This is a genomic window from Xenorhabdus ishibashii (genome assembly GCF_002632755.1).
Taxonomy (GTDB): Bacteria; Pseudomonadota; Gammaproteobacteria; order Enterobacterales; family Enterobacteriaceae; genus Xenorhabdus; species Xenorhabdus ishibashii.
Map to the genome: position 1 here is coordinate 1,636,810 of NZ_NJAK01000001.1, position 23,308 is coordinate 1,660,117.

23 protein-coding genes and 1 pseudogene are annotated in these 23,308 nt (G+C 42.8%); 10 read left to right on the top strand and 14 right to left on the bottom strand.

Translation table 11 applies throughout. The features are described 5' to 3' along the window. Position 1: 1 nt before the first annotated feature. The 3 genes from Xish_RS07830 to rfaQ are packed head-to-tail and all read right to left on the bottom strand — an operon-like array spanning position 2 to position 3,293. Complete coding sequence (locus Xish_RS07830) at positions 2-1,105, bottom strand: glycosyltransferase (protein ID WP_099117387.1); 1,104 nt, start codon at positions 1,103-1,105, stop codon at positions 2-4. After that, positions 1,102-2,232 carry a glycosyltransferase family 4 protein gene (locus Xish_RS07835; RefSeq protein WP_099117388.1) on the bottom strand — a complete coding sequence of 377 codons (1,131 nt, stop codon included), beginning with the start codon at positions 2,230-2,232 and terminating at the stop codon, positions 1,102-1,104. Before Xish_RS07835 ends, Xish_RS07830 begins: the two co-directional genes overlap by 4 nt. Beyond that, positions 2,229-3,293, bottom strand: coding sequence for a putative lipopolysaccharide heptosyltransferase III (gene rfaQ / locus Xish_RS07840; protein WP_099117389.1), 1,065 nt, complete (start codon positions 3,291-3,293; stop codon positions 2,229-2,231). The genes Xish_RS07835 and rfaQ overlap by 4 nt, the downstream gene beginning before the upstream one ends. 185 nt (positions 3,294-3,478) lie before the next feature. Here rfaQ and waaA point away from each other — a divergent pair, with 185 nt between their 5' ends. The 3 genes from waaA to coaD are packed head-to-tail and all read left to right on the top strand — an operon-like array spanning position 3,479 to position 6,013. Continuing rightward, entirely contained in the window at positions 3,479-4,756 is a 1,278-nt protein-coding gene (gene waaA / locus Xish_RS07845) for a lipid IV(A) 3-deoxy-D-manno-octulosonic acid transferase (RefSeq protein WP_099117390.1), read from the top strand. Next, on the top strand, positions 4,756-5,565 hold the full coding sequence (locus Xish_RS07850; RefSeq protein WP_099117391.1) for a glycosyltransferase family 2 protein: 810 nt from the start codon (positions 4,756-4,758) through the stop codon (positions 5,563-5,565). The genes waaA and Xish_RS07850 overlap by 1 nt, the downstream gene beginning before the upstream one ends. Beyond that, the gene (gene coaD, locus Xish_RS07855) at positions 5,531-6,013 is read left to right on the top strand and encodes a pantetheine-phosphate adenylyltransferase (protein ID WP_099117392.1); all 483 of its coding nucleotides are present in this window, start codon (positions 5,531-5,533) and stop codon (positions 6,011-6,013) included. The genes Xish_RS07850 and coaD overlap by 35 nt, the downstream gene beginning before the upstream one ends. 39 nt (positions 6,014-6,052) lie before the next feature. On the opposite strand, the gene mutM is transcribed toward coaD, so the two are convergent. From mutM to radC, 8 genes are all read right to left on the bottom strand, one after another. After that, positions 6,053-6,862 (bottom strand): bifunctional DNA-formamidopyrimidine glycosylase/DNA-(apurinic or apyrimidinic site) lyase, encoded by an 810-nt coding sequence (mutM, locus tag Xish_RS07860; protein ID WP_099117393.1) that lies wholly within the window; start codon positions 6,860-6,862, stop codon positions 6,053-6,055. A gap of 102 nt (positions 6,863-6,964) precedes the next feature. Beyond that, positions 6,965-8,140: a glycosyltransferase family 4 protein gene (locus tag Xish_RS07865; RefSeq protein ID WP_099117394.1), complete on the bottom strand. Its 1,176-nt coding sequence runs from the start codon at positions 8,138-8,140 to the stop codon at positions 6,965-6,967. Continuing rightward, positions 8,121-9,242 carry a glycosyltransferase family 4 protein gene (locus Xish_RS07870; RefSeq protein ID WP_099117395.1) on the bottom strand — a complete coding sequence of 374 codons (1,122 nt, stop codon included), beginning with the start codon at positions 9,240-9,242 and terminating at the stop codon, positions 8,121-8,123. The genes Xish_RS07865 and Xish_RS07870 overlap by 20 nt, the downstream gene beginning before the upstream one ends. Before the next feature lie 16 nt (positions 9,243-9,258). Beyond that, entirely contained in the window at positions 9,259-10,248 is a 990-nt protein-coding gene (locus Xish_RS07875; RefSeq protein WP_099117396.1) for a glycosyltransferase family 9 protein, read from the bottom strand. 192 nt (positions 10,249-10,440) lie between these two features. Then, on the bottom strand, positions 10,441-11,559 hold the full coding sequence (locus Xish_RS07880) for a glycosyltransferase family 4 protein (RefSeq protein WP_099117397.1): 1,119 nt from the start codon (positions 11,557-11,559) through the stop codon (positions 10,441-10,443). Positions 11,560-11,722: 163 nt separating this feature from the next. After that, positions 11,723-11,890, bottom strand: a complete 168-nt coding sequence (gene rpmG, locus Xish_RS07885) for a 50S ribosomal protein L33 (RefSeq protein ID WP_010847629.1) — start codon at positions 11,888-11,890, stop codon at positions 11,723-11,725. A gap of 11 nt (positions 11,891-11,901) precedes the next feature. Then, positions 11,902-12,138 (bottom strand): 50S ribosomal protein L28, encoded by a 237-nt coding sequence (rpmB, locus tag Xish_RS07890; protein WP_038239873.1) that lies wholly within the window; start codon positions 12,136-12,138, stop codon positions 11,902-11,904. Positions 12,139-12,429: 291 nt separating this feature from the next. Further along, positions 12,430-13,122 carry a RadC family protein gene (gene radC / locus Xish_RS07900; RefSeq protein WP_099117398.1) on the bottom strand — a complete coding sequence of 231 codons (693 nt, stop codon included), beginning with the start codon at positions 13,120-13,122 and terminating at the stop codon, positions 12,430-12,432. Positions 13,123-13,397: 275 nt separating this feature from the next. Between radC and coaBC the strand changes: the two genes are divergently transcribed. The 3 genes from coaBC (at position 13,398) to slmA (ending at position 15,850) form a co-directional block, all read left to right on the top strand. Further along, positions 13,398-14,642, top strand: a complete 1,245-nt coding sequence (gene coaBC, locus Xish_RS07905; RefSeq protein ID WP_099117399.1) for a bifunctional phosphopantothenoylcysteine decarboxylase/phosphopantothenate--cysteine ligase CoaBC — start codon at positions 13,398-13,400, stop codon at positions 14,640-14,642. Further along, positions 14,620-15,078: a dUTP diphosphatase gene (gene dut / locus Xish_RS07910; RefSeq protein WP_167383239.1), complete on the top strand. Its 459-nt coding sequence runs from the start codon at positions 14,620-14,622 to the stop codon at positions 15,076-15,078. Before coaBC ends, dut begins: the two co-directional genes overlap by 23 nt. Positions 15,079-15,250: 172 nt before the next feature. Next, positions 15,251-15,850, top strand: coding sequence for a nucleoid occlusion factor SlmA (slmA, locus tag Xish_RS07915; protein ID WP_099118703.1), 600 nt, complete (start codon positions 15,251-15,253; stop codon positions 15,848-15,850). A gap of 260 nt (positions 15,851-16,110) precedes the next feature. Here slmA and pyrE read toward each other — a convergent pair whose 3' ends face one another. Together pyrE and rph are read right to left on the bottom strand one after the other, a co-directional pair. Continuing rightward, positions 16,111-16,752: an orotate phosphoribosyltransferase gene (pyrE, locus tag Xish_RS07920; RefSeq protein WP_099117400.1), complete on the bottom strand. Its 642-nt coding sequence runs from the start codon at positions 16,750-16,752 to the stop codon at positions 16,111-16,113. 95 nt (positions 16,753-16,847) lie between these two features. Continuing rightward, the gene (gene rph, locus Xish_RS07925) at positions 16,848-17,591 is read right to left on the bottom strand and encodes a ribonuclease PH (RefSeq protein WP_099117401.1); all 744 of its coding nucleotides are present in this window, start codon (positions 17,589-17,591) and stop codon (positions 16,848-16,850) included. Positions 17,592-17,716: 125 nt separating this feature from the next. Here rph and Xish_RS07930 point away from each other — a divergent pair, with 125 nt between their 5' ends. From Xish_RS07930 to asd, 4 genes and pseudogenes are all read left to right on the top strand, one after another. Then, positions 17,717-18,580: a YicC/YloC family endoribonuclease gene (locus tag Xish_RS07930; protein WP_099117402.1), complete on the top strand. Its 864-nt coding sequence runs from the start codon at positions 17,717-17,719 to the stop codon at positions 18,578-18,580. Between the two features lie 329 nt (positions 18,581-18,909). Next, complete coding sequence (locus Xish_RS07935; protein ID WP_099117403.1) at positions 18,910-19,302, top strand: hypothetical protein; 393 nt, start codon at positions 18,910-18,912, stop codon at positions 19,300-19,302. Between the two features lie 38 nt (positions 19,303-19,340). Then, positions 19,341-19,595: a hypothetical protein gene (locus tag Xish_RS07940; protein ID WP_099117404.1), complete on the top strand. Its 255-nt coding sequence runs from the start codon at positions 19,341-19,343 to the stop codon at positions 19,593-19,595. A gap of 90 nt (positions 19,596-19,685) precedes the next feature. Next, positions 19,686-20,806, top strand: a pseudogene (gene asd, locus Xish_RS07945) (aspartate-semialdehyde dehydrogenase). Between the two features lie 73 nt (positions 20,807-20,879). On the opposite strand, the gene gyrB reads toward asd, so the two are convergent. Continuing rightward, positions 20,880-23,294 carry a DNA topoisomerase (ATP-hydrolyzing) subunit B gene (gene gyrB / locus Xish_RS07950; RefSeq protein ID WP_099117405.1) on the bottom strand — a complete coding sequence of 805 codons (2,415 nt, stop codon included), beginning with the start codon at positions 23,292-23,294 and terminating at the stop codon, positions 20,880-20,882. Positions 23,295-23,308: the final 14 nt, after the last annotated feature.

The following is a 23,308-nucleotide window of genomic DNA, read 5'->3' on the forward strand; positions in this document are numbered from 1 at the left end:
CTTATTGCTGTATCAGATTTAAGTAACTATTAAGCACAATTTCCAAATCGAATTTTTTATACATATCTTCTGTAATGATTGGTGGATTTTGATAAACCAACCGCATTTTTTCTGCTAATGACTTAGAAGTCAGTTCAGATTTGTATTGTTCTAATTCACCCACCATAATTTCACTGATACCACCTGGACAATTCGTGCTGACAATGGGCGTATGACAAATCAGCGCTTCAATCAAAACATTACCTAGCCCTTCACTATCAGAACTTAATACAACAGCTTTAGCTCCTCGTATTACAGGTAATGGATTGACTAAAAAACCAATTAGAAAAACTTTAGATTGTAAACCTAGTTCCTCAATTTTTTGTTTAATTTCTTTAGTCATACCATCATCCCCCTGACCCGCGATCAACAACTTACAGGGAAGATCAGCTTTGGCAAAAGCATCTAATAAACGGTCATGACGTTTTACATTGTGGAAACGCCCTAAATGAAGAAAATAATTCTCATTGGAATAGGGATTTATTTCCAAAGAATAATTTTTAATTTCAGCCAAATTGAATGGATTATAAATAGTGACCATTTTTTTAGGGGTCAACGATAAGTTTTCTTTCAAATCCAGACCAACAGCATCAGAAACACAAATTAAGTTACGATTTTGATAAACACGTTGGATTTTTAATTTTTTAATCCAATAAGATAATCCTGTTTTATTCTCTAGGTACGATTTTGAAAACACACCGTGAATACAAAACCATACATTTAGATCGGACAATATCTTAGATTTTGCAACAATACGATCCGTTTTATGTAAATTAGATATCACTAATACAGGTGTACCTTTTTGAAGAAAGACTTCAGCCAGAACCTTATCCATAGATTTAGCTCTACGGAAAATTTCAGTCTGTCTTCTAAAAGGCCCTCTATATTCATCAGCATTAATGATTAATTCAACATGATCTGGGATCGGATATTCACATTTGTCAGAGAGAGATAACAAGGTAATATCAAAACCTTTTTGTTGCAGGCCACGACACAAACGAATTGTAACATTCTCAGCTCCTCCTCCCGGTAATCCATCAATGATAAATAAAACATGTCCTTTCATAGGGAAAGCACCTTGTTATACAGCTCCGTAAGTTGCTGAGACAAATAAGCAGGTGTGTAGTTCACTATTTTCGCTTTTGATAACATAGAAATCTTACTGGTCAAATGGTCTGCTGGCACTAAAGAGATAGATTCAGCCAAAGCCGAAATATCGAGGGCATCACACACAAAGCCATTCTCACCTGAAACAATAAATTCAGCGCCCCCGCAAGTGTCACTAGTTATGACAGGTAAGCCACATGCCATAGCTTCCAAAATAACATTTGGGAAAGGGTCATATAATGTAGGTAATAATAATCCATCTGCCATTTGATAAAATGGTAATGTCTTTTTCTGTACCCCCAGAAATCGAACTCGGTCATGACAACCAAGCGAGTTGGCAAATTGCTTATATTTACTTTCTTCTTTATCTTGACCAATCACAACCAGATAAGCATCCGTCATACTGATAGCTTCTATCCCAGCTTTCAATCCTTTTCTTTCAAAACCAGAACCAACATACACAAAACATTTTGCTTGTGCAGGAATAGCATATTTTTGCCGTAACGCGAGTCGTTCAGCTTCCCCAACCGGAAAAAATTTTGACTGATCAATGGCATTATAGATAACAGAGATTTTCTCATTGGGCAGATCAAAATCTGCCATCACCTCACGCTTAACCATCTGAGAGTTGCAAATAACCTTTTTTAACTCAGGGGAGTGATACATTTTTTGTTCAGCTTCCATGACATAGCGATGATAACGACTGGCAAAAAGTAATTTGCTTTTCCAGGATGGCAAGATCCGTGATCTTTGCTGCAACCAACGTTGATGAACACCATCCCCTGCTCGGTATACATCACATCCAGCAATGCGTTCATGGCTTTGAACGATATCGAATTTCTCCTTTTGCCAAATGAGCCTGGCAGCCTCAGCAAATCTCTTCTCCCGACTAATCCGACCCCATTTCAAAGGATTTGCCAAATGTACATGCCAATTAGGATTACGGCTCCCTACCCAAGAACGGGTGATTACGTTCAATTCCAGACTGTCATTATCTAATGCCTCAAGTGCCCTGGAAATAAAACGTTCCGCACCTCCATCAGGCCGATATTTTTGCCGGACAATGGCAAGGCGCATAGGTTTCATGATAAATATCTCCGGGCAGCAGTAATGACGACATCAGTAGGGATAAGATCCAAATAACGAGCATCTGTTTTGGTATCAATATCATCAGGATCAGGTAATTTACCGTAATTCCCTGCCCAAATCACTTCTCCATTAACATGCCATGGACTCCAGAAAGCTAATTTAGAGGGCCCAAATAATGCAATACATGGTGTTTTCAGTGCAGCAGCCATATGCATGGGAACAGAATCAACCCCAATAAACAACTTGGCATGAGCAATCAGTGCCCCAAGCTGAGGTAACGTAATCTGACCGGCTAAAGAGATAATATTTTCCTGATTACAAGTGGATAAAATTTTCTCCGCCATCTCCTTTTCCCGTGCTTCCGTTCCTGATGTCACAACAATTGAATGTCCATCTGCTTGCAAAGCATTAATGGTTTCACTCATTTTCTCATCATTCCAACACTTGAAAAACCAGCGTGATGCCGGATGGATAACGATATATTTGTGATGAATTCCACCAATCTGTAAAAGATTAGATACCTTATACCAATCGTCTTTACTATAACTCATTGTTACATTGAAGTTGATACTGGAAAGATTAATTGGTTTCAGTGCTGATAAATTTTGCTCAACGACATGCAGAGATTCTTCATATTCAGTAGAAACCAAATCACTAAAACAAACCTTCCATAACCAATTTTGTCGTTTGGGAAAATCAAAGGCGATACGGGTTGGGGCACCGGAAATCTTAGCTACCAGAGCGCTGTACCACTGATCAGCAAGGTTAATGATGAGATCATATTTTCTTTTCCTCAACTGATTCAGTAAACGCCAATGATAGATGATATAGGCTTTTGTACCTTCCTTTTTCCAACGCCTATCAACGGAAAAAATATGGGATACTGGAGCGAAATTCATCAACATTGGCTTTGTTTCTTTGTACAATAAAACATCAATTTCAGCGGAAGGAAAATTTTCTTTCAACGTATTCACAACTGGTGTGATAAGTAATGTATCACCATGATGTCTTAGTTTTATGATAAGAATCTTTTTAAACTCAGGGAATATTTTACCCATTGTGTTTCCAATATTCGCAATTGAGGCAGAAATCTTATTAATTATATTCTAAAGATAGTAACTCTCCTCCTCCATCTTTAGATATCAAGAATATTCACCTGACGCACAACATATCTGCATTTTACACACTTTCTTCAAGCCAATGTGGTACTATAACCGCAGTCCATGTCAGTGAATTTGATAGAATGTTGCTTCGCTTATATCAGGTACTTCTCTACCTTATCCAGCCAATTATCTGGTTACGTCTGCTGCTGCGCAGTCGCAAATCACCTGCGTACCGCAAACGCTGGGGAGAACGCTATGGCTTTTGCGCTAAAAAAGTCACTCCAGGTGGGATCTTACTGCATTCCGTTTCTGTTGGAGAGACATTAGCTGCTATTCCGCTCGTGAGGATCTTACGACACCATTACCCTTTTTTGCCCATCACTATAACAACCATGACACCGACAGGTTCCGAAAGGGTTCTGTCTGCTCTGGGCAGTGATGTTAACCATGTATACCTTCCCTATGACCTGCCAGGCTCAATGGGACGTTTTCTTGATCACGTACATCCCAAGCTAGTGATCATTATGGAAACTGAACTGTGGCCAAATCTGATTACTCAGTTACATCAACGGGAAATCCCGCTGGTTATCGCCAATGCGAGGCTATCAGCCCGTTCAGCAGCGGGATATCAGAAAATTGGCAGCTTTATTAAAACCATTTTAAATAAAATCACATTGATTGCCGCACAAAATCAGGAAGATGGTGAACGCTTTATCGAATTGGGATTAAGACGTTCCCAACTCTCTGTAACGGGTAGCCTGAAGTTCGATATTTCTGTGACACCAGAACTCGCAGCAAAAGCCGTTACATTGCGCCGCCAATGGGCTCCCCATCGCCCTGTATGGATAGCAACCAGCACCCACGATGGGGAAGAGACAATTATCCTCGACGCACATTGCAAGCTGATTAAACAATTTCCTGATCTGCTGTTAATTTTGGTGCCCCGCCATCCTGAACGTTTTGCTAAAGCCGCTGAATTGACCCGAAAAGCCGGATTAAACGCGATCTTACGCAGTGCTGGCACTATTCCTGACACCAATGTGCAAGTGGTTATTGGCGATACGATGGGCGAATTAATGCTCCTATATGGTATTGCTGATCTGGCTTTTGTCGGAGGGAGCCTGATAGAACGTGGAGGACATAACCCGCTGGAAGCAGCAGCCCATGCCATTCCAGTTATCATGGGTCCACATACATTCAACTTTAAAGATATTTGTGCCAAGCTGCATAAAGCGGATGGCTTGATTACTGTTACGGATAGCCAATCATTAAGTTCAGCTATCAGTAGCCTGCTGACAGATGAAGATTACCGACGCTATTACGGTCACCACGCCGCAGAAGTCCTGCATGAAAACCAAGGTTCTCTTCAACGCTTGCTAAAATTACTGGAACCTTACCTCCCTCCAAGGAGCCATTGATGATTGCGAAAAAACGTCTGTCCGTTGTCATGATCACCAAAAATGCCGCTGATGTGATTACAGATTGTCTGCTTTCTGTGAATTGGGCGGATGAGATCATCGTCTTGGATTCCGGCAGCAGCGATACAACGTGCCAAATAGCCAGAGAAATGGGTGCGAAAGTCTACTCAAATACCCAATGGCCTGGCTTCGGTCGGCAACGGCAGCTTGCGCAATCCTATGCCAGCGGTGATTACATCTTTATGATTGATGCCGATGAACGCGTAACACCAGAACTAAAAGCATCCATTGAACAAGTCCTGACCAACCCTGATGACAATAAAGTTTATAGCTGCGCACGCCTCAATCTGTTTATGGGGCGATTCATGCAACACAGTGGCTGGTATCCTGATAGGGTTATTCGTCTTTATTGCCGTGAACGTTACCAATACAACGACAATCAGGTTCACGAATCCCTTGATACTCAAGGCGCATCTATCGTGATGCTAAAGGGAGATTTGCGTCACTTAACCTGCCGTAATCTGATGGAATTCCAGCAAAAACAATTAAATTATGCAAGAGATTGGGCGAAACATCGCTATGAGCAAGGCAAAAAAACCCGTTATTTTTCTATAATCAGCCATACGCTAGGCGCATTTTTCAAAACCTGGCTATTAAGAGCGGGTTTTTTGGATGGCAAACAAGGCTTGGTGTTGGCAATGGTGAATGCTCAGTATACATTCAACAAATACGCTGCACTTTGGGAACTGGTTCAAACAAAGGGTAAGAACAACGATGAAAAGAAAAGCGATTTATCCCGGCACCTTTGACCCTATCACTTACGGTCATCTTGATATTGTTACTCGTGCTGCAAACATGTTCGACCATGTTTTATTGGCTATCGCTAATAGTGACAGAAAAAATCCCATGTTTAGTTTGGAAGAGCGTGTCGCGTTAGCAAAAGAAGTCACGGCTCATCTGGAAAATGTCGATGTAGTTGGGTTCAGTGAATTGATGGTTAATTTTGCCAAAAAGCAGCAGGCTAACATCTTAATCCGCGGAGTTCGTTCTGTTTCTGATTTTGACTATGAATGGCAACTGGCTAATATGAATCGACATTTTATGCCAGAACTGGAAAGCGTCTTTTTATTGCCTTCCCAAACCTTGTCTTTCGTCTCATCATCCTTAATTAAGGATGTTGCTCGCCATGATGGCGACATTTCATCCTTCCTGTCAGAGCCAGTTGAGCAGGCAATGCTAAAGAAATTGGGTAAGTAATATGTTATGCGGGGCAGCTCTCCTCTGCCTCTAATACGTTTAATGCTGGCACTGACGACAAAAAAATGTACTGCGTTGCCCCAATTTTATACACTCGATTTTCTCACCACATACGGGACAAAGTTCACCTTTCTTACCGTAAACAAATAACTCCTGAGCAAAATACCCTGGTTTACCATCAGATTGCAGAAAATCCTTCAGTGTTGTTCCACCCTGCTCAATGGAACGACGTAAAATTTGTTTGATTATATCAGCCAATCGATGAGCTTCTTGCTGCGTTAATGAATTCACGGGACGTTCAGGCAAAATTCGCGCGACGAACAACGCTTCGTTGGCATAAATATTCCCAACACCAACCACAACTTTGTTATCCATCAACCAAGATTTGATAGCCGCTTTTTTGTTGCGAGAAACAGTGTAAAAGTATTCGCCATCAAACTGATCAGAAAGAGGTTCAGGTCCTAAATGAGCCAGTACGGAGCATTCTTCAAGATTATCACTCCATAACCACGCACCAAAACGTCGGGGGTCGGTATACCGGAGAATTTTACCATCAGCCATAATCAAATCGACATGATCATGCTTCGCTGGAGGCTGTTCATCTAACAAGACACGCAAGCTGCCAGACATTCCCAGATGAATAATAATCCAGCCCTCCGGCAGCTCAAGCAATAAATATTTTGCCCGCCGTTGAACACTCAATACTGGTCGATCTGAAAGTGCCATGATTTGCCCGGAAACAGGCCAGCGCAAACGTGAATTCCTGACCTCAGCATATTGGATCACATTACCAACCAAGTGAGGTTCAATTCCCCTGCGACTGGTTTCTACCTCTGGTAGCTCCGGCATACCAACTCCTGAATAAGTTATCTACGATATTGTTTCTGAGAATATTGCATCTAAGCAGATTACAATACCGTTTTCATGTATCATTTGCAGCCAGATTAGGACTCACTGAGATAATTTTTCCGCTATCACACCCATAATTAACTTCGCACGCTGATCCCAGTTAAAACGCTCTGCAACCAGCCGTTGCGAATAATCAACTTTCGCCATCATTTCGGCGGGATGGTTAATCAGCCATTGAATCTGTTCAGCAAAACTCTCAGCATTTTCACTATCAGCAAAATTTACTGCATTTTCATCAACAGCATCACGAATGGAAGGAAAATCAGAAATAACCACAGGTTTACCCATAGCCATATATTCAAAAAGCTTGAGAGGAGAGGTATAACGACTACCAATACTGGTTTTCGTCAGGGGCAGGACACAAATATCACTATCAGCAATAACCTGAAATCGTTTTCTGGGTTGGACAAAACCAAGGAAATTGACTTTATCACTTACACCAATCTGTTCAGCAATCTGTTTCAATCGCTCAATTTGTTCATTTGTACCGCCAGCAACGTTCAGTTCAACGTTATCCAAGTAAGACATAGCTTTCATTACCGTTGGGATACCTTTCCAACGATGTAAGCTGCCCAAATAAAGCACTTTTTTAGGAAGCATATTGTTGTAATCGCTGCCAACAATCTGCTTAGCAGATTCAACCGCCAGCATATCAACCCCATCGGGAGCCACAACAATCGGTGTTTTGACGCTATATTGCTTATAAATATCTTCTCGTAATAACGAAGTCAGGGCAAAAACAACCTTAGAACCAGCATAAACCTGCTGTTCAATTTTTCTTAGTTTATGATATTTACGTTGGTTGCTACGATTGAGCAAATCATGGGATTCTCTAAACGACTGAGAAAATACTTCATGGCTTTCAAAGAAATGAGGGATATCAGGATGATTACACAGCAGGTAATTCGCCATTTTAATATTGCGGGTAAAGAGGGCATCAACTTGATGCTCTTTAAGCCAGCGTGAGGTCTGCAAATAAAACAGTTTCTGAGTATTTAGCGGGAAATACCATTTTCTACGTATATCGTGTAGGGCAATTAGCTTTACGTAAGGTGGTAACGACCTGCCAAGAATTTCCTCAACTTGGCTTTGGCCTTTTGGGGTAATCAGGTAAACACGATGCCCCTGACGAGCAAACGCGTCTACATTCTGCAAAATTTGCAGCGACGCAACCCGATAATCAGGCACAGGATAAGGATCAATATACGCAATTTTCATTATTTTTTATGGCGTTCAATAAACGGCTAGCAGAATGTTCCCAGGTGTACATCGTTTCAATCCTCTGACGGGCAGATTTCCCCATCTTTTCTCCTCTATCTGGTAAAGATAAAAGATGATTTACCGCTTCAGCAATAGCCACAGCATCACCCGGTGTCACCAAAATACCAGCACTACCTTCATTGCCAACCACTTCCGGTATTCCGCCAATATAACTGGCAATCACAGGGCGCCCACATGCCATCGCTTCCGCAATAGTAATACCAAATGCCTCATCACCAATACTGGGGAAAACACCGGCATTACCCGCCGCATAAAATTCAGGTAATTGATCATGACCAACTGGAGGATGAAAAATGATGGATTTTTCCAGTTGCAATGCAGAGACCCGCTTTTTAAGCGATTTCAAATCCTCACCTTCACCAATAATTAATAACTTTACATCCTTGCTCCGCAACAAAGCCATTGCATCAATAGCGACTTTCATGCCTTTCCAACCAACCAACCTGCCAGCAAACGTTAATAAAAACGTTTTCTCATTGATACCTAATCGGGTTCGGATATCAGAGCCAGATGGTTTGAATTTATCGATATCTACCCCATTATAGATGACGCTCGGAAATTGCTTGAAATGATGCTGAATCTGCCAGGCATTAAAATGGCTACATGCAACCCATGCAGATATTTTTTTACCCAATACCCGATCCCCTTTAAAAAAACTGGTTCCACCACTCATATAGCAAAACTGGGTGCGGGATGTTTCAGGCATCATTCGGGGCCAGAAAAAATCAAAAGGCTTGGTCAAAATTATCCAATCAAAATTTTCTGCAATAACTGTTACGCGGGCATGACGAGCAAAAGAATAACGTTCAGCAATGCGCTGGAAGCGACGCCCAATGTTAAGCACCCGTTCTCTAGGGATAAATGGAAAAGTATGAATATGGATATTTCTTCCGCCTAATGCAGGCCGCACATCGCCAATACCACCGAAAATATGGACTTCATGCCCTGCATCTGTCAGTGCCTTGGCTAATTCCCAAACAGCAGTTTGAATGCCACCATACGATATGGTAACGGTAACATCGATAAACCCTATCTTCATTTGGTGCATTATCCTTTTATTCATTTTCCAGCAAGTACTGAACAGAATGCCAGACTTGATCTACCGATATTGCTGACATTGTATCTTGACGAGTTGCCTGTCTATAATCTACCGGATGTTCAATTACCACTAATTTTGGATGTTGTTGAGGTGCGAGAAAATGCCCTGGGTGAAAACTGTGATACAGAGCAACCATTGGTATCCCTAAGGCTCCGGCCAGATGGGTTGTTCCAGTATCAACGCCCACATACAAATTAAGTTGACTCATGATTGCTGCGTTTTGCCGCATCGTAGTCTTACCCGCCAATGATAAGCACCTGTTTGTGCCCAATTTTTCAGCCAGCATACGCGCACTATCTTCACCATCTTTACTGCCTAACAACAAAATATGTGCATGCGGATAATCACGGTAAATACGTTGAGCTAATTGGTAAAAATATTCTACAGGCCAATCACGATAAGCTTTTGCAGGGAAACTTTGTAATTGGAAACCAATTCTTAACTGCTGTTCTATCCCTTGCCGTTGAAGAAAGTCTCTGGCGTACTCCTCTTCACACACACTTACATTATACTGCAAACGCCAATTATTCACTGCAACCCCAATTGCATCAATTAACAGCGCTCGTTCTTGTTGTGCAGGCATGAGTTCACCAGGTCTTGCAACAGCATACTCATTTGATGTTTTACCAGCGATATCCGAAAAATAAACGGTCAAATTTGCCACACGTTTGGCATATTGCAATAAGGATTCATCATGACCATAGACGAATGCCAGATCATAGTGCCGCCGAGAAAACCAGCCACACCATCTAGCTTTGCCTTTTGAAAAGGCTTTCAACTGATTAATTAAATCGATATTTTCAAGGATTTCTTTTGTTTTTTTATGCACAAAAATATCAATATTTACTTCTGGCCACTTTTCTTTCAGGGCACGAATAACTGGAGTTATTAGTAAGGTGTCACCAAAACGGGCAATATTGATGATTAAAATATTTTGGGGTTGCATAATAATGAATATTGAATAATCAATCCAAAGATTGGGTTTTTAAGGTACTATACAGCAAAGCAATTTACTGTTCTATTTACAGTTAATAAACACAATAGATTCAAAAAAAACAAAACCAATTAACCTCCGAACAGTTAACAAAAAATATCGATTATTCTGCTCACTACGGATAAAAATGATATGAACGAAATATCATCGTGTATTTTTCATACTAGAATAAAAAATAGATTCCATTTTTTCTAACATATTATCCATACCAAATAAATGAGTTGCGCGTCGTAGTGAAGCCTCTCCCATTTGTAAACGTAAGCCTGCATCATGCATTAATAAATCTAAGCTTTTTGTTAATTGTTCAACATTTTTAGGTTCGATAATATACCCTGTATCGCCATCAATTACAGCTTCTGTAATCGCACCCACTGATGTAGAGACAACCGGTAATCCACATGCCATTGCCTGCATGATGCCTTGGGGTACACCTTCATTGCCAAACGAAGGCAAGGCAAAGATATCCATTGCATTTAAGCAATCAGGAACATCCTGACGATTACCAAGAAAAATGACACTTTCTGTTAGTCCCTCCTGCTGAACTCGCGGCTCTAAATTCTTTCTCTGCGGGCCATCTCCTACGAACAACAATTGCCAATCAGGATAACGTTGATGGAGAGTTTTCCAACTATCAAGCAGGTAACGATGGCCTTTCCACGTTCTCATTGTGGCAACAATGCCCAATGTTGGCTTATCTTTGATGCCAATGCGCTGACGGCTTAAGGATTTGCTTTCAGGATGAAAACGTGACAAATCGATCCCTGTCGGTACCGAGGTCATGTGGGATAGTGGATAATCATTATGTATATGCAGATATTGGCGTAATTTTTCCCCGGTTGTCACAATATGCTGACCAGCATGCAAATACAGCCAACGAGTCGCAATAGATTTTGAAACATGAGTCGAAACATGGCGAGTTCGGACTATCGGAGGCGCACCTTTTAATGTGGCACATGCCGCAGCCACTAGCCAAGAATCAGTAGAACTGTGGGTATTGATCACATCGAATTGGCGGCCTTCAGTTTTTAGCCAACGACGCATTGCCCGAAGACAAGAAAGACGTTTTTTTTCAATTGGGAGCGCAACAACAGGCACACCATAATGATGAGCTTCTCGGTAAAGGGTTGAAGTTGGACAACAAACGATAACCACATGATGCCCACGCTGTATCATGCCCTGAGATTCTGTCAGGATACGAATTTCCTGTCCTCCCCAGCCACACGATGATTCTGTATGTAAGATATTCAAGGTTTTTCTAACCATTTTAGCGCTACACCTGACGGTTTATAATTGAAAAAACGGTAGTATAACTGAACAATGTATAGGTCTACACACATAACCCAATTTAAAAATAATCTACAGTGACATTATCAACAGATATAAAAAAACCCAGCATGGTGCTGGGTTTTTTTATAATCCACTAAAATTATTTAATTTTAGCTTCTTTATACATAACATGCTGACGAACAACTGGATCGAATTTTTTCATTTCCAGTTTTTCAGGCATAGTACGCTTGTTCTTCGTAGTGGTATAGAAGTGACCTGTACCAGCGGAAGAAACTAGCTTGATTTTATCGCGAATACCTTTAGCCATTTTTCAGCTCCTTAGTACTTCTCACCACGGGCACGCAGTTCAGCCAGAACTGTATCGATACCTTTCTTGTCAATCACACGCATACCTTTAGCAGATACACGCAGAGTTACAAAACGTTTCTCAGACTCAACCCAGAAACGGTGAGAGTGCAGGTTAGGCAGAAAACGACGCTTAGTCGCATTTAATGCGTGGGAGCGGTTGTTACCACTCACCGGACGCTTGCCAGTAACTTGGCAGACTCGGGACATGTCTATTCTCCAAAAATCAAATCAGCTCGAGCTTTGTATTGGGTGTGACCGCCTCGTCAGGCTTAGGAGCCCATCTCAGCAAACTCTCTTGATTGAAAAGATGTCACTGAAAAGAACGTCACTGAAAAGAACGTCACTGAAAAGACTCACATTTTCCCAGTAAAAAAACTTACTGAGATAGGCTCTTCTCGTCAAACCCAAGATCCTCAAAGGTGGCGTAGTATACGCCCTCATTCGCTGATGCTCAAGTCCCGAACAACTAAGATCTGATCGTATCGCGAAAAAACGGTATTAAATCCAACCTCTTTCCATAAATGAGACACAAGATTTCTTACCAATGACGATATGATCCAAAACCTTAACGCCAACCAAGTCACAAGCCTCAATAATTTTTTCTGTCACCAACTTATCTGCCAAGCTAGGCTCTGGATTGCCGGAAGGGTGATTATGAGCAAGAATAATGGATGCAGCATTCACCTTAACCGCCTGTTTCACAATTTCACGCGGATGAACCTCAACTTTGTTTATTGTTCCTTTAAACATTTCATCATGACAGATAACTTTATTTTGGTTCGTTAAAAACAACACCACAAATATTTCCCGATCTTGCCAGGATAATAAATCCTGCAAATAACTCTGAGTCATTGTGGGGCTGCTCATAATATCTTCATGGATAAATTGACTGGAGAAAAACCGTTTTGCCAATTCAGATATCGCCTGCAATTGGACATACTTGCATTGTCCCATGCCTTTATGTGCACAAAAGTCCGCGTAATCCGCTGATAAAAGGTGGTAAAGCGAACCAAATGATTTCAGCAGATATTCTGCCATTTGTACGACAGGAACGCCCTTGGCTCCTGTTCGTAAAAAAATAGCCAATAACTCCGCATCCGTTAGGGAAACAGCGCCGTAAGCCAATAATTTTTCCCGGGGAAGAAGATTTAAATGCAATTCATCGTTTCTTTCCATTACTGTTAAATCCATAATGCTCCTCCCCCTTTCAATATCCCTTGCCCTATAGTCCCCCCATAACGATGGGTACTATCAATCAATATTCACTCGTCCGCTATATTCATGCACCTATATTTACCTCCTTACTATTCCATGATGAAAAAATCATCGCCAGATCAACTTGCAAGGCTTGCGCAGCGCTTCGCAAACTTGTCATTTTTGGCTACCTAAAATGAGGACGATTCTCTACGCAATATTTTCTTGTGATAGAATCTTAGGGAATTTCAACTTGAATCTGGACAATCAAAATGACAGGATTTTCCGGCAAACCACTTTCTGATAATTCACTTTCTGGTAAACAGATAGTCCTTGGAATCAGCGGAGGGATCGCCGCTTACAAAACTGCTGAACTGGTACGACGCTTACGTGATCATGGTGCACAGGTACGCGTTGTCATGACTCCTGCGGCAGAAGCTTTCATCACTCCACTGACCTTACAGGCAGTATCTGGTCATCCCGTCTCAGATGATCTTCTAGACCCCGCAGCCGAAGCGGCTATGGGGCATATCGAACTGGCAAAGTGGGCTGATTTAATTATTCTCGCGCCCGCTACCGCAGATCTGCTTGCTCGCCTGACCGCAGGCATGGCGAATGATTTAGTCACCACAATCTGTCTGGCTTCCGCAGCACCTATTGCGGTTGCACCGGCAATGAACCAACAAATGTACCGTGCACAGGCTACCCAACATAACCTGAAGGTACTTAAAGAGCGTAATGTATTGATTTGGGGACCAGATGAAGGCAGTCAAGCATGTGGTGATGTAGGACCAGGGAGAATGTTGGAACCGATGACGATTGTCGAACGGGCAATGCACCATTTCAACACCAAGCAAACCCTTTCTGGTCTACACATCACTATTACTGCAGGGCCAACTCGTGAAGCCTGGGATCCCGTCCGTTTCATTAGCAATCACAGCTCCGGTAAAATGGGTTTTTCCATTGCACAAGCAGCAGCAGAACGTGGCGCTAAAGTGACATTAATTACCGGTCCCGTTAATTTACCCACACCACAAGGCGTTAAACGCGTTGATGTCAGTAGTGCGCTGGAAATGTATGACCAGGTTCAAGCTACCGCAGCTTCACAGCATATCTTTATCGGTTGCGCTGCCGTGTCTGACTATCGTTTCAAGCAAATCTCAACAGAGAAAATCAAAAAGCAGGGGGATGAAATCACGTTTACACTGGTAAAAAATCCTGACATTGTAGCGAGCGTTGCATCCATGGAAAAAAATCGGCCATTTGTCGTTGGATTTGCAGCCGAAACCCAGAATGTGGAAGAATATGCCCGCGGAAAACTCAAGCAGAAAAATCTGGACTTGATTTGCGCAAATGATGTATCCCTGGCCGGACATGGCTTCAACAGTGATACTAACGCATTACATCTACTCTGGCATGATGGTAGTGTTCAGTTACCCCACAGTGGTAAATTACAACTCAGCCACCGCTTATTAGACGAGATATTCAAACGCTATGATGAAAAAAATCGACGTTAAAATCCTTGATCCCCGCATCGGGCAAGAATTTCCTTTACCGACTTATGCTACACCTGGCTCTGCGGGTTTAGATTTACGTGCTTGTCTGGATAATGCAGTGGAACTGGCTCCCGGCCAAACTGAACTTTTACCAACGGGGATTGCTATCCATATTGCAGATGAACAATTGGCGGCGGTTATTCTCCCTCGCTCTGGCCTGGGTCACAAACATGGCGTTGTTCTGGGTAATTTGGTAGGACTTATCGACTCAGATTATCAGGGACAATTGATGGTTTCAGTTTGGAACCGTGGTCATAAATCTTTCACTATCGAACCTGGCGAACGTATCGCCCAAATGGTCTTTGTACCCGTTATACAGGCTGAATTTAATTTAGTTGCAGATTTTGAGGAGAGCCAGCGCGGCAGTGGTGGATTTGGCCATTCCGGTCGTCGATAACTTTCCATAAGGGCTGATACCGTCAATCGATTTTCATATTTTTTGCCCACAATGTTTTGGCAACATGTTTTGACAACAATAGCCTGTAACAGCAATGGCTTTTGGCAGCAACAACATTGTGGCAAAAAATAGCTGGATTTGTTTTGCTGTTTTAGCAGGGGTCTTACCAGACATGGCAGAAAAAGAACGTACAAAAAAGAAAAATAGACGTGAGGAAATCTTGCAGGCACTGGCACACATGCTGGAATCCAGTGATGGCAGCCAACGCATTACTACTGCAAAACTTGCCGCAAACGTTGGTGTTTCTGAAGCAGCCCTTTACCGTCATTTTCCGAGCAAAACCCGGATGTTTGACAGCTTGATTGAGTTTATTGAAGATTCCTTGATTTCACGTATCAATCTGATTCTGCAAGATGAAAAGGACACCATCACACGCATTCGGTTAATCCTCGTCCTTCTTTTGGGTTTTGCAGAAAGAAATCCAGGACTGACCCGTATCATGACCGGCCATGCCCTAATGTTCGAACAAGATAGATTGCAAAATCGCATTAACCAGCTATTTGAGCGAATTGAAGTGCAACTTCGCCAAATTTTAAAAGAGAGAAAAATCCGTGATGGGCAAGGATTCACTTATGACGAATCCGTGTTGGCATCACAGTTACTGGCGTTTTGTGAAGGGATGCTCTCCCGTTTTGTTCGCTCTGAATTTCGCTATCGCCCGACAACTGAATTTGAAGTACGCTGGCCATTGATATTGACCCAACTACAATGATCTACCCCATTAACAATAGGTTTAGGTTATCGCAGCATCGTAATTTAATGTCCTTATACAGTGAATGATAACGTGCGGATTTTTTATTGAGTTGTGTTAACATGTTCCAGCTCATTGAGTTCACCATTAAGTGACTTAATAATGGCATCATTGTCGCAATCCTTACTATGCAATCTTTACTATATAGATAGATGCCATTTCTACTACTCACCCCGCCCATCTTTGGGCGAGGGATTTTTTTCAACCCAGATTACTGATCGTCAAATACCGTATTCTTTGCGATAAGCTTCTACCGCTTCCAGATGTGATTGCATTTCTGGGTTTTCACGCAAATAGCTTACCAAATCATTCAAGGTAATGATGGAGAAGACTTGGCAATGGTAGTCACGTTCAACCTCTTGAATTGCTGAAAGCGTTGCACGCCCACGCTCCTGACGATCCAAGCACAAAATCACACCAGATAGTGTTGCTCCGTGCTGTTTAATGATTTCCATCGACTCACGAATCGCTGTACCTGCGGTAATGACATCATCCACAACCACAACATTACCTTGCAGAGGGCTACCAACCAGCGAGCCACCTTCACCATGATCCTTGGCTTCCTTGCGGTTAAAGCAATAAGGCATATCGATATCATGATGTTCCGCCAATGCTACTGCGGTAGTTGTCGCAATCGGGATACCCTTATAAGCTGGCCCAAACAGCAAATCGCACTTAATTCCGCTATCTAGCAGTGCTGCCGCATAGAAACGGCCAATCAACGCCAAGTCACGTCCAGTATTAAACAGGCCCGCATTGAAAAAGTATGGACTTTTGCGACCAGATTTCAGCGTAAATTCGCCAAATTTCAGCACCTGTTTTTCCAGTGCCAGTTCAATAAATTCGCGCTGATAGGCTTTCATTGGAGTTTCTCCTCTTTGATCTTCTGTCATTCATTACTATTTATTGCAGGTAAATTGCAGGCATAAAAAAGGCGACTCTTCAGCCGCCTTTTTTATTATTTTAATGGATCTTGTTCTAACGCATCTCGCTGCGCTTTAAAAATCGTTTCCAATCCCTCTTTTGCCAATGAGAGTAGTGAAAGCAACTCATCATGGCTGAACGGTTCACCTTCTGCTGTGCCTTGCACTTCAATCATTCTGCCGTCATCCATCATGACGATATTCATATCAGTTTCAGCCGCAGAGTCTTCGACATATTCCAGATCACAACGTCCTTCACCCTCAACGATACCAACAGATACTGCCGCAACCATCGCTTTCAGTGGACTTTCTTTCAATTTGCCTTCTACAACCAACTTATTTAGGGCATCAACTAGTGCTACACAAGCACCAGAAATAGCCGCTGTACGAGTACCACCATCCGCTTGAATCACATCACAATCCAGCGTAATGGTGAATTCCCCTAGTTTTTTCAAATCGACGGCAGCACGTAATGAACGTGCAATCAGGCGTTGGATTTCCATCGTGCGGCCTGTTTGTTTGCCTTTGGCAGCTTCGCGCGCATTACGGCTATTGGTCGCCCGCGGCAACATGCCGTATTCGGCGGTGATCCAGCCCTGTCCCTGACCTTTCAGGAAACGGGGAACGCCTTCTTCAACGGAGGCATTACATAACACTTTGGTATCCCCAAACTCCACCAGAACAGAGCCTTCCGCATGTTTGGTGTAATGACGGGTCATTTTAATAGGACGCACCTGCCCTGCTGACCTTCCTGCCGGACGCTTTCCTACTAAGCTCATAGTGTGATCTCCGTTGTTCATACATTATTGGGAGCGCATTATACGGTCTAAAGCGGCGAATGCCTATCCTGCATCTACATGGGACGCTATAATCTGCACATCATTTTATACATTGGGAACGAATTATGATCCGTAGTATGACTGCTTTTGCACGGCGAGATATTAAGGGAGATTGGGGAAATGCAGCGTGGGAACTGCGTTCTGTCAATCAGCGTTACTTGGAAACCTATATTCGCCTGCCAGAGCAACTCAGAAGCCTTGAACCTGTCATCCGTGAGCGCATTCGTTCCCGTCTGACGCGCGGCAAAGTGGAATGTAACCTGCGTTTTGAGTTGAATACCCTTGCCCAAAATTCCTTGATCTTGAATGAAAAACTAGCAAAACAACTGGTTGAAGCAGCAAGCTGGGTTAAACAGCAGAGTAATGAAGGTGAAATTAATCCGGTAGATATCCTGCGCTGGCCGGGCGTGATGTCTGCCGAAGAGCAGGATTTAGATACCATCAGTGCACAATTATTAGCAGAATTAGATCTGACGCTGGATTCTTTTATCCAGAGTCGAGAAACCGAAGGACAAGCGCTCAAAACACTGATTGAGCAACGTTTGGATGCGGTAACTGTGGAAATGGCTAAAGTCCGAGAGCAAATGCCTGCAATCCTGCAATGGCAACGCGAACGCCTACAAACCAAGTTGGAAGAAGCACAAATTCAGTTAGATAATAATCGCCTTGAGCAAGAACTAATTTTATTAGCTCAGCGTATTGATGTGGCAGAAGAGTTGGATCGTCTGGATGCCCATGTCAAAGAAACACGTAATATCCTGAAGAAAAAAGAAGCCGTCGGCCGCCGACTGGATTTTATGATGCAGGAATTTAACCGCGAATCAAATACATTGGCTTCAAAATCAATTAATGCGGATGTAACGAATTCTGCGATTGAACTGAAGGTATTGATTGAGCAGATGCGCGAGCAGATCCAGAATATTGAGTAACGTTTCTTAGCGAATCACGGCACATCATAAAGCCAGTAGATACCTTGTTATCTCTGGCTTTTTTATTATCAGAGCATTACTGTAGTGATATAAGGATCTCGGACACCTCAAAAGCCTGCTTGTTATTAATATAACAATAAGGTATGACAATGAAATTGAAACCGACCAAACGCCACTATTCCGTTGAATTTAAGCTGGAAGCGGTTCAGCAGGTTGTTCTCCATCATCAACGGGTTAATTATATAATGGGTAATATTAATTATTAGTATTGTTCAGCATAAAAAGAAATATATAAGGTTTTTTTAGATGACATACGGGGAGTAATTATTATGAGAAATATTAAAGTTTTTCGGGGGGTTTATACATTCGAAGACACTTATCGCAGTCATTTTCGTTTATCAATATGCGCCCATGGGGAATATGATACAGAACATTTTACCGGATATTTAGTAATTCCAAAAGAAAATCAAACAATAGGAAGAATAACACCTGCTCAATTATATGACCAATTATCTAAAGAAGGAGTAATGATAAGTAAATTTCGATATATTCGTCTGATTGCATGTGATTCCGCAACCTGTGAGAAGGATAGTCCAGATTCCCCCTATAACTTTGAAGATTCTTTTGCTTCGGAGTTTTCTAAATTGTGCCCAAATAATATTGTTATTGGTTATTTGGGGTTGTTAAAATACGTCATAATTATTTTAATCCAAATACATTAAGTTATGAACATGGCGAAGGCATTCAACGCAATGAAGAAGTGTTTAGAATAAATGATACTTATCAACTTCATTTCTCAGCACTTTCTCAGAATCAGACTGCTACTGCCGCTTTTAGGGCAGAAAAAGAAGCCTATTCAAAAGTAGAAACAAATGATCCTGTCACCCCAATACCTTTCTTGAGACCTAAAGAGCGGAGAAAACCGATAAATAATTTTGATGCAGATATGGAAAAGTATACCTCAATATGGTTTAAAAATGGCAAACGCATCGTCTCAGAAATTCTGATGTTATAGCTCATAAATATACTTGCACCTTTTGCCATATTTTGTCAGTTTTAATGAGATTAGTGGTATCTGATGAACATCTTTCAAGGCAGGGTAAACATGAGTAAGAGTGTAGGTTTTATCGGCTGGCGCGGTATGGTCGGCTCAGTATTGATGCAACGGATGGTAGAAGAGCAGGATTTTGACGAAATAAATCCGGTTTTCTTTACTACTTCCCAACACGGGCTTCCTGCCCCGCAGTTTACAATAAATAGTGCAGGAAAATCGGGAGTCTTACAGGATGCTTTTGATATTGAGGCGCTGAGTGCGCTGGATATTATCATTAGCTGTCAGGGGGGGACTATACCAATGAAATCTACCCTAAACTGAGAGCAACTGGCTGGCAGGGATATTGGATCGATGCCGCTTCTACGCTGCGTATGCATGATGATGCCGTCATTATTCTTGATCCTGTTAACCACCAACATATCCAAGATAGCTTAAATAAAGGCATCAAGACTTTTGTTGGCGGTAACTGTACCGTTAGCTTGATGCTGATGTCATTGGGAGGGTTGTTTGCCAATGATTTGATTGAATGGGCGTCGGTATCAAGCTATCAGGCGGCTTCTGGTGGTGGTGCTCGCCATATGCGTGAATTGTTGGTGCAAATGGGAATGCTGCATCATCAGGTTGCTGAGGAGTTACAGAACCCCGCTTCCGCGATTTTGGATATTGAAAAATGTGTAACGGATTTTACCCGCAGTGGTGCATTGCCGACGGATCAATTTGGTGTGCCTTTAGCGGGGAGCTTGATTCCTTGGATTGATAAGCAACTGGAAAATGGGCAAAGCCGCGAAGAGTGGAAAGGTCAGGCGGAAACCAACAAGATCTTGAACACGGGCAAGAATGTGATCCCGATTGACGGCCTGTGTGTTCGTATCGGGGCATTGCGCTGTCATAGTCAGGCTTTTACACTGAAATTGAAAAAAGATATTCCTATCCATGAAATTGAAACATTGTTGGCTTCCCATAATGATTGGGTTCGTGTTATTCCCAATGATCGTGAGCTAACGATACGTGAGTTAACGCCGGCAGCGGTTACGGGCACTTTGAATACGCCAGTGGGTCGTCTGCGTAAGCTGAATATGGGACCGGAATATTTATCTGCCTTTACGGTGGGCGATCAGTTGCTATGGGGAGCAGCCGAGCCTTTGCGCCGTATGTTACGTATTTTGCTGTAAGAATTAATAGTGGAATGATATTTATCCCAGATAGCACAGGGTTATCTGGGATAATAGGATTTAAGCAGTAATATTAAATATCAATATTTGCCGCTTTCAGGGCATTTTCTTCAATAAATGCTCGGCGAGGTTCAACTGCATCCCCCATCAGGGTTGTGAACAGTTGGTCAGTTGCAATCGCATCTTTCACTGTTACACGCATCATACGACGTGTTTCTGGGTTCATGGTTGTTTCCCACAACTGATCAGGGTTCATTTCGCCCAGACCTTTATAACGCTGGACGGAAAGACCACGGCGTGACTCTTTAGTCAGCCATTCCAGAGCCTGTTCAAAGCTGCTTACAGCCTGACGACGTTCGCCACGTTCGATGTATGCATCTTCCTCAATCAAATTCCCGATCAATTCACCCAGTTTGGTAATGCGGCGATATTCGCCACCGTGGATGAAATCGAAATCCAGATTGTAGTTGGTATCAACGCCATGTGTACGAATGCATAGAATTGGCTCGAAAATCTGGCGTTCGCGGTTCTCATGGATTTGATAGCTGTAAGTACTGCCATGTTGCTCTTTGTCATTTAGACGAATAGCCAGTGCACCTACCCACTCTTCCACTTTTGCCTGATCGTTCAGAGCTTCTTCTGTCAGTTTCGGATGGTAAATCAGGTTGTTCAGCAGAGCCTGCGGATACAGACGTTCCATACGACGGATAATTTTCTGAGCGGTATTGAATTCAGTCACCAATTTTTCCAGAGCTTCACCTTTCAGGGCGGGTGCATGTGGATTGGTATACAGAGCCGCGCCATCCAATGCGATGGACATCTGGTAGGTTTCCATCGCATCGTCATCTTTGATGTATTGCTCTTGCTTGCCTTTCTTCACTTTATACAGTGGTGGCTGGGCAATGTAGACATAACCGCGTTCAATGATTTCTGGCATCTGACGATAGAAGAATGTCAGCAGCAGGGTGCGGATGTGTGAACCATCAACGTCGGCATCGGTCATGATGATAATGCTGTGATAACGCAGTTTGTCTGGATTATATTCATCACGGCCAATGCCGCAACCCAAAGCGGTGATCAAAGTGGCAACTTCCTGTGAGGAAAGCATCTTGTCAAAGCGTGCTTTCTCAACGTTGAGGATCTTACCTTTTAATGGCAAAATCGCCTGATTCTTACGGTTGCGCCCTTGTTTTGCTGATCCTCCCGCAGAATCACCCTCCACCAGGTAGAGTTCGGACAGGGCTGGATCGCGCTCCTGACAGTCAGCCAGTTTGCCCGGCAATCCCGCCAGATCCAACGCACCTTTGCGGCGGGTCATTTCACGGGCTTTACGCGCGGCTTCACGGGCACGGGCTGCATCAATGATTTTGCCGACGACGATTTTAGCATCGTTCGGTTTTTCCAGCAGGTATTCCACCAGCTTCTCATTCATCAGGGTTTCAACCACCGTTTTCACTTCGGAAGAAACCAGCTTGTCTTTAGTCTGGGAAGAGAATTTAGGATCAGGGACTTTAACGGAAATAACTGCAATCAGGCCTTCACGGGCATCATCACCGGTAGCGCTGACTTTGGTTTTTTTATTGTAACCCTCTTTGTCCATGTAACTATTGAGGGTACGCGTCATTGCGGTACGGAAACCAACCAAGTGGGTTCCCCCATCACGCTGAGGAATATTGTTGGTGAAACAGTAAATATTTTCCTGAAAACCGTCATTCCATTGCATGGAAATTTCAACACCAATCCCGTCTTTTTCGGTACAAAAATAGAAGACATTTGGGTGAATTGGATTTTTATTGCGGCTCAGGAATTCAACAAACGCTTTGATACCCCCTTCATAGTGGAAGGTATCTTCGATATTTGTACGTTTATCGATTAAACGAATGGCAACACCCGAGTTGAGGAATGATAATTCACGCAGGCGTTTTGCCAGAATATCGTATTCGAACTCAGTGTTAAGCTTAAACGTATCCATGCTTGGCCAGAAACGGACAGTGGTTCCTGTCTGTTCAGTATCACCGACAACTTTCAATGGTGACTGTGGCACACCCAGACAATAGGTTTGTTCGTGAACCTTACCATCACGGCGTATAGTTAGCTCCAATTTTTCCGATAAGGCGTTAACAACAGAAACCCCAACGCCATGCAGGCCACCGGAAACTTTATAGGAGTTATCATCGAATTTACCCCCCGCATGCAGCACAGTCATGATGACTTCCGCTGCTGAAACACCTTCTTCTTCGTGTATGTCGGTAGGAATACCGCGGCCATCATCCTGCACAGAAACTGAATTATCTGCATGGATAGTGACAACTATTTTGTCACAATGACCTGCGAGGGCTTCGTCGATAGCGTTATCAACAACCTCGAAGACCATGTGGTGCAGGCCGGTACCATCATCGGTATCACCGATATACATGCCTGGACGTTTACGGACGGCATCCAGCCCTTTTAATACCTTGATACTTGAGGAGTCATATGTATTCGACATCAACGTTTCTCGCT

Excerpts from the sequence above, each read along its gene's own strand:
- rpmB (WP_038239873.1), bottom strand. The coding sequence starts at position 12,138 with ATGTCCCGAGTCTGCCAAGTTACTGGCAAGCGTCCGGTGAGTGGTAAC.
- rfaQ (WP_099117389.1), bottom strand. The coding sequence starts at position 3,293 with ATGGGTAAAATATTCCCTGAGTTTAAAAAGATTCTTATCATAAAACTA.
- Xish_RS07875 (WP_099117396.1), bottom strand. The coding sequence starts at position 10,248 with ATGCAACCCCAAAATATTTTAATCATCAATATTGCCCGTTTTGGTGAC.
- slmA (WP_099118703.1), top strand. The coding sequence starts at position 15,251 with ATGGCAGAAAAAGAACGTACAAAAAAGAAAAATAGACGTGAGGAAATC.
- dut (WP_167383239.1), top strand. The coding sequence starts at position 14,620 with ATGATGAAAAAAATCGACGTTAAAATCCTTGATCCCCGCATCGGGCAA.
- Xish_RS07880 (WP_099117397.1), bottom strand. The coding sequence starts at position 11,559 with ATGGTTAGAAAAACCTTGAATATCTTACATACAGAATCATCGTGTGGC.
- Xish_RS07850 (WP_099117391.1), top strand. The coding sequence starts at position 4,756 with ATGATTGCGAAAAAACGTCTGTCCGTTGTCATGATCACCAAAAATGCC.
- Xish_RS07870 (WP_099117395.1), bottom strand. The coding sequence starts at position 9,242 with ATGAAGATAGGGTTTATCGATGTTACCGTTACCATATCGTATGGTGGC.
- Xish_RS07935 (WP_099117403.1), top strand. The coding sequence starts at position 18,910 with ATGAGAAATATTAAAGTTTTTCGGGGGGTTTATACATTCGAAGACACT.
- coaBC (WP_099117399.1), top strand. The coding sequence starts at position 13,398 with ATGACAGGATTTTCCGGCAAACCACTTTCTGATAATTCACTTTCTGGT.
- rpmG (WP_010847629.1), bottom strand. The coding sequence starts at position 11,890 with ATGGCTAAAGGTATTCGCGATAAAATCAAGCTAGTTTCTTCCGCTGGT.
- radC (WP_099117398.1), bottom strand. The coding sequence starts at position 13,122 with ATGGATTTAACAGTAATGGAAAGAAACGATGAATTGCATTTAAATCTT.
- pyrE (WP_099117400.1), bottom strand. The coding sequence starts at position 16,752 with ATGAAAGCCTATCAGCGCGAATTTATTGAACTGGCACTGGAAAAACAG.
- mutM (WP_099117393.1), bottom strand. The coding sequence starts at position 6,862 with ATGCCGGAGCTACCAGAGGTAGAAACCAGTCGCAGGGGAATTGAACCT.
- Xish_RS07835 (WP_099117388.1), bottom strand. The coding sequence starts at position 2,232 with ATGAAACCTATGCGCCTTGCCATTGTCCGGCAAAAATATCGGCCTGAT.
- Xish_RS07865 (WP_099117394.1), bottom strand. The coding sequence starts at position 8,140 with ATGAAAATTGCGTATATTGATCCTTATCCTGTGCCTGATTATCGGGTT.
- waaA (WP_099117390.1), top strand. The coding sequence starts at position 3,479 with ATGTTGCTTCGCTTATATCAGGTACTTCTCTACCTTATCCAGCCAATT.
- Xish_RS07830 (WP_099117387.1), bottom strand. The coding sequence starts at position 1,105 with ATGAAAGGACATGTTTTATTTATCATTGATGGATTACCGGGAGGAGGA.
- Xish_RS07930 (WP_099117402.1), top strand. The coding sequence starts at position 17,717 with ATGATCCGTAGTATGACTGCTTTTGCACGGCGAGATATTAAGGGAGAT.
- rph (WP_099117401.1), bottom strand. The coding sequence starts at position 17,591 with ATGAGCTTAGTAGGAAAGCGTCCGGCAGGAAGGTCAGCAGGGCAGGTG.
- gyrB (WP_099117405.1), bottom strand. The coding sequence starts at position 23,294 with ATGTCGAATACATATGACTCCTCAAGTATCAAGGTATTAAAAGGGCTG.
- coaD (WP_099117392.1), top strand. The coding sequence starts at position 5,531 with ATGAAAAGAAAAGCGATTTATCCCGGCACCTTTGACCCTATCACTTAC.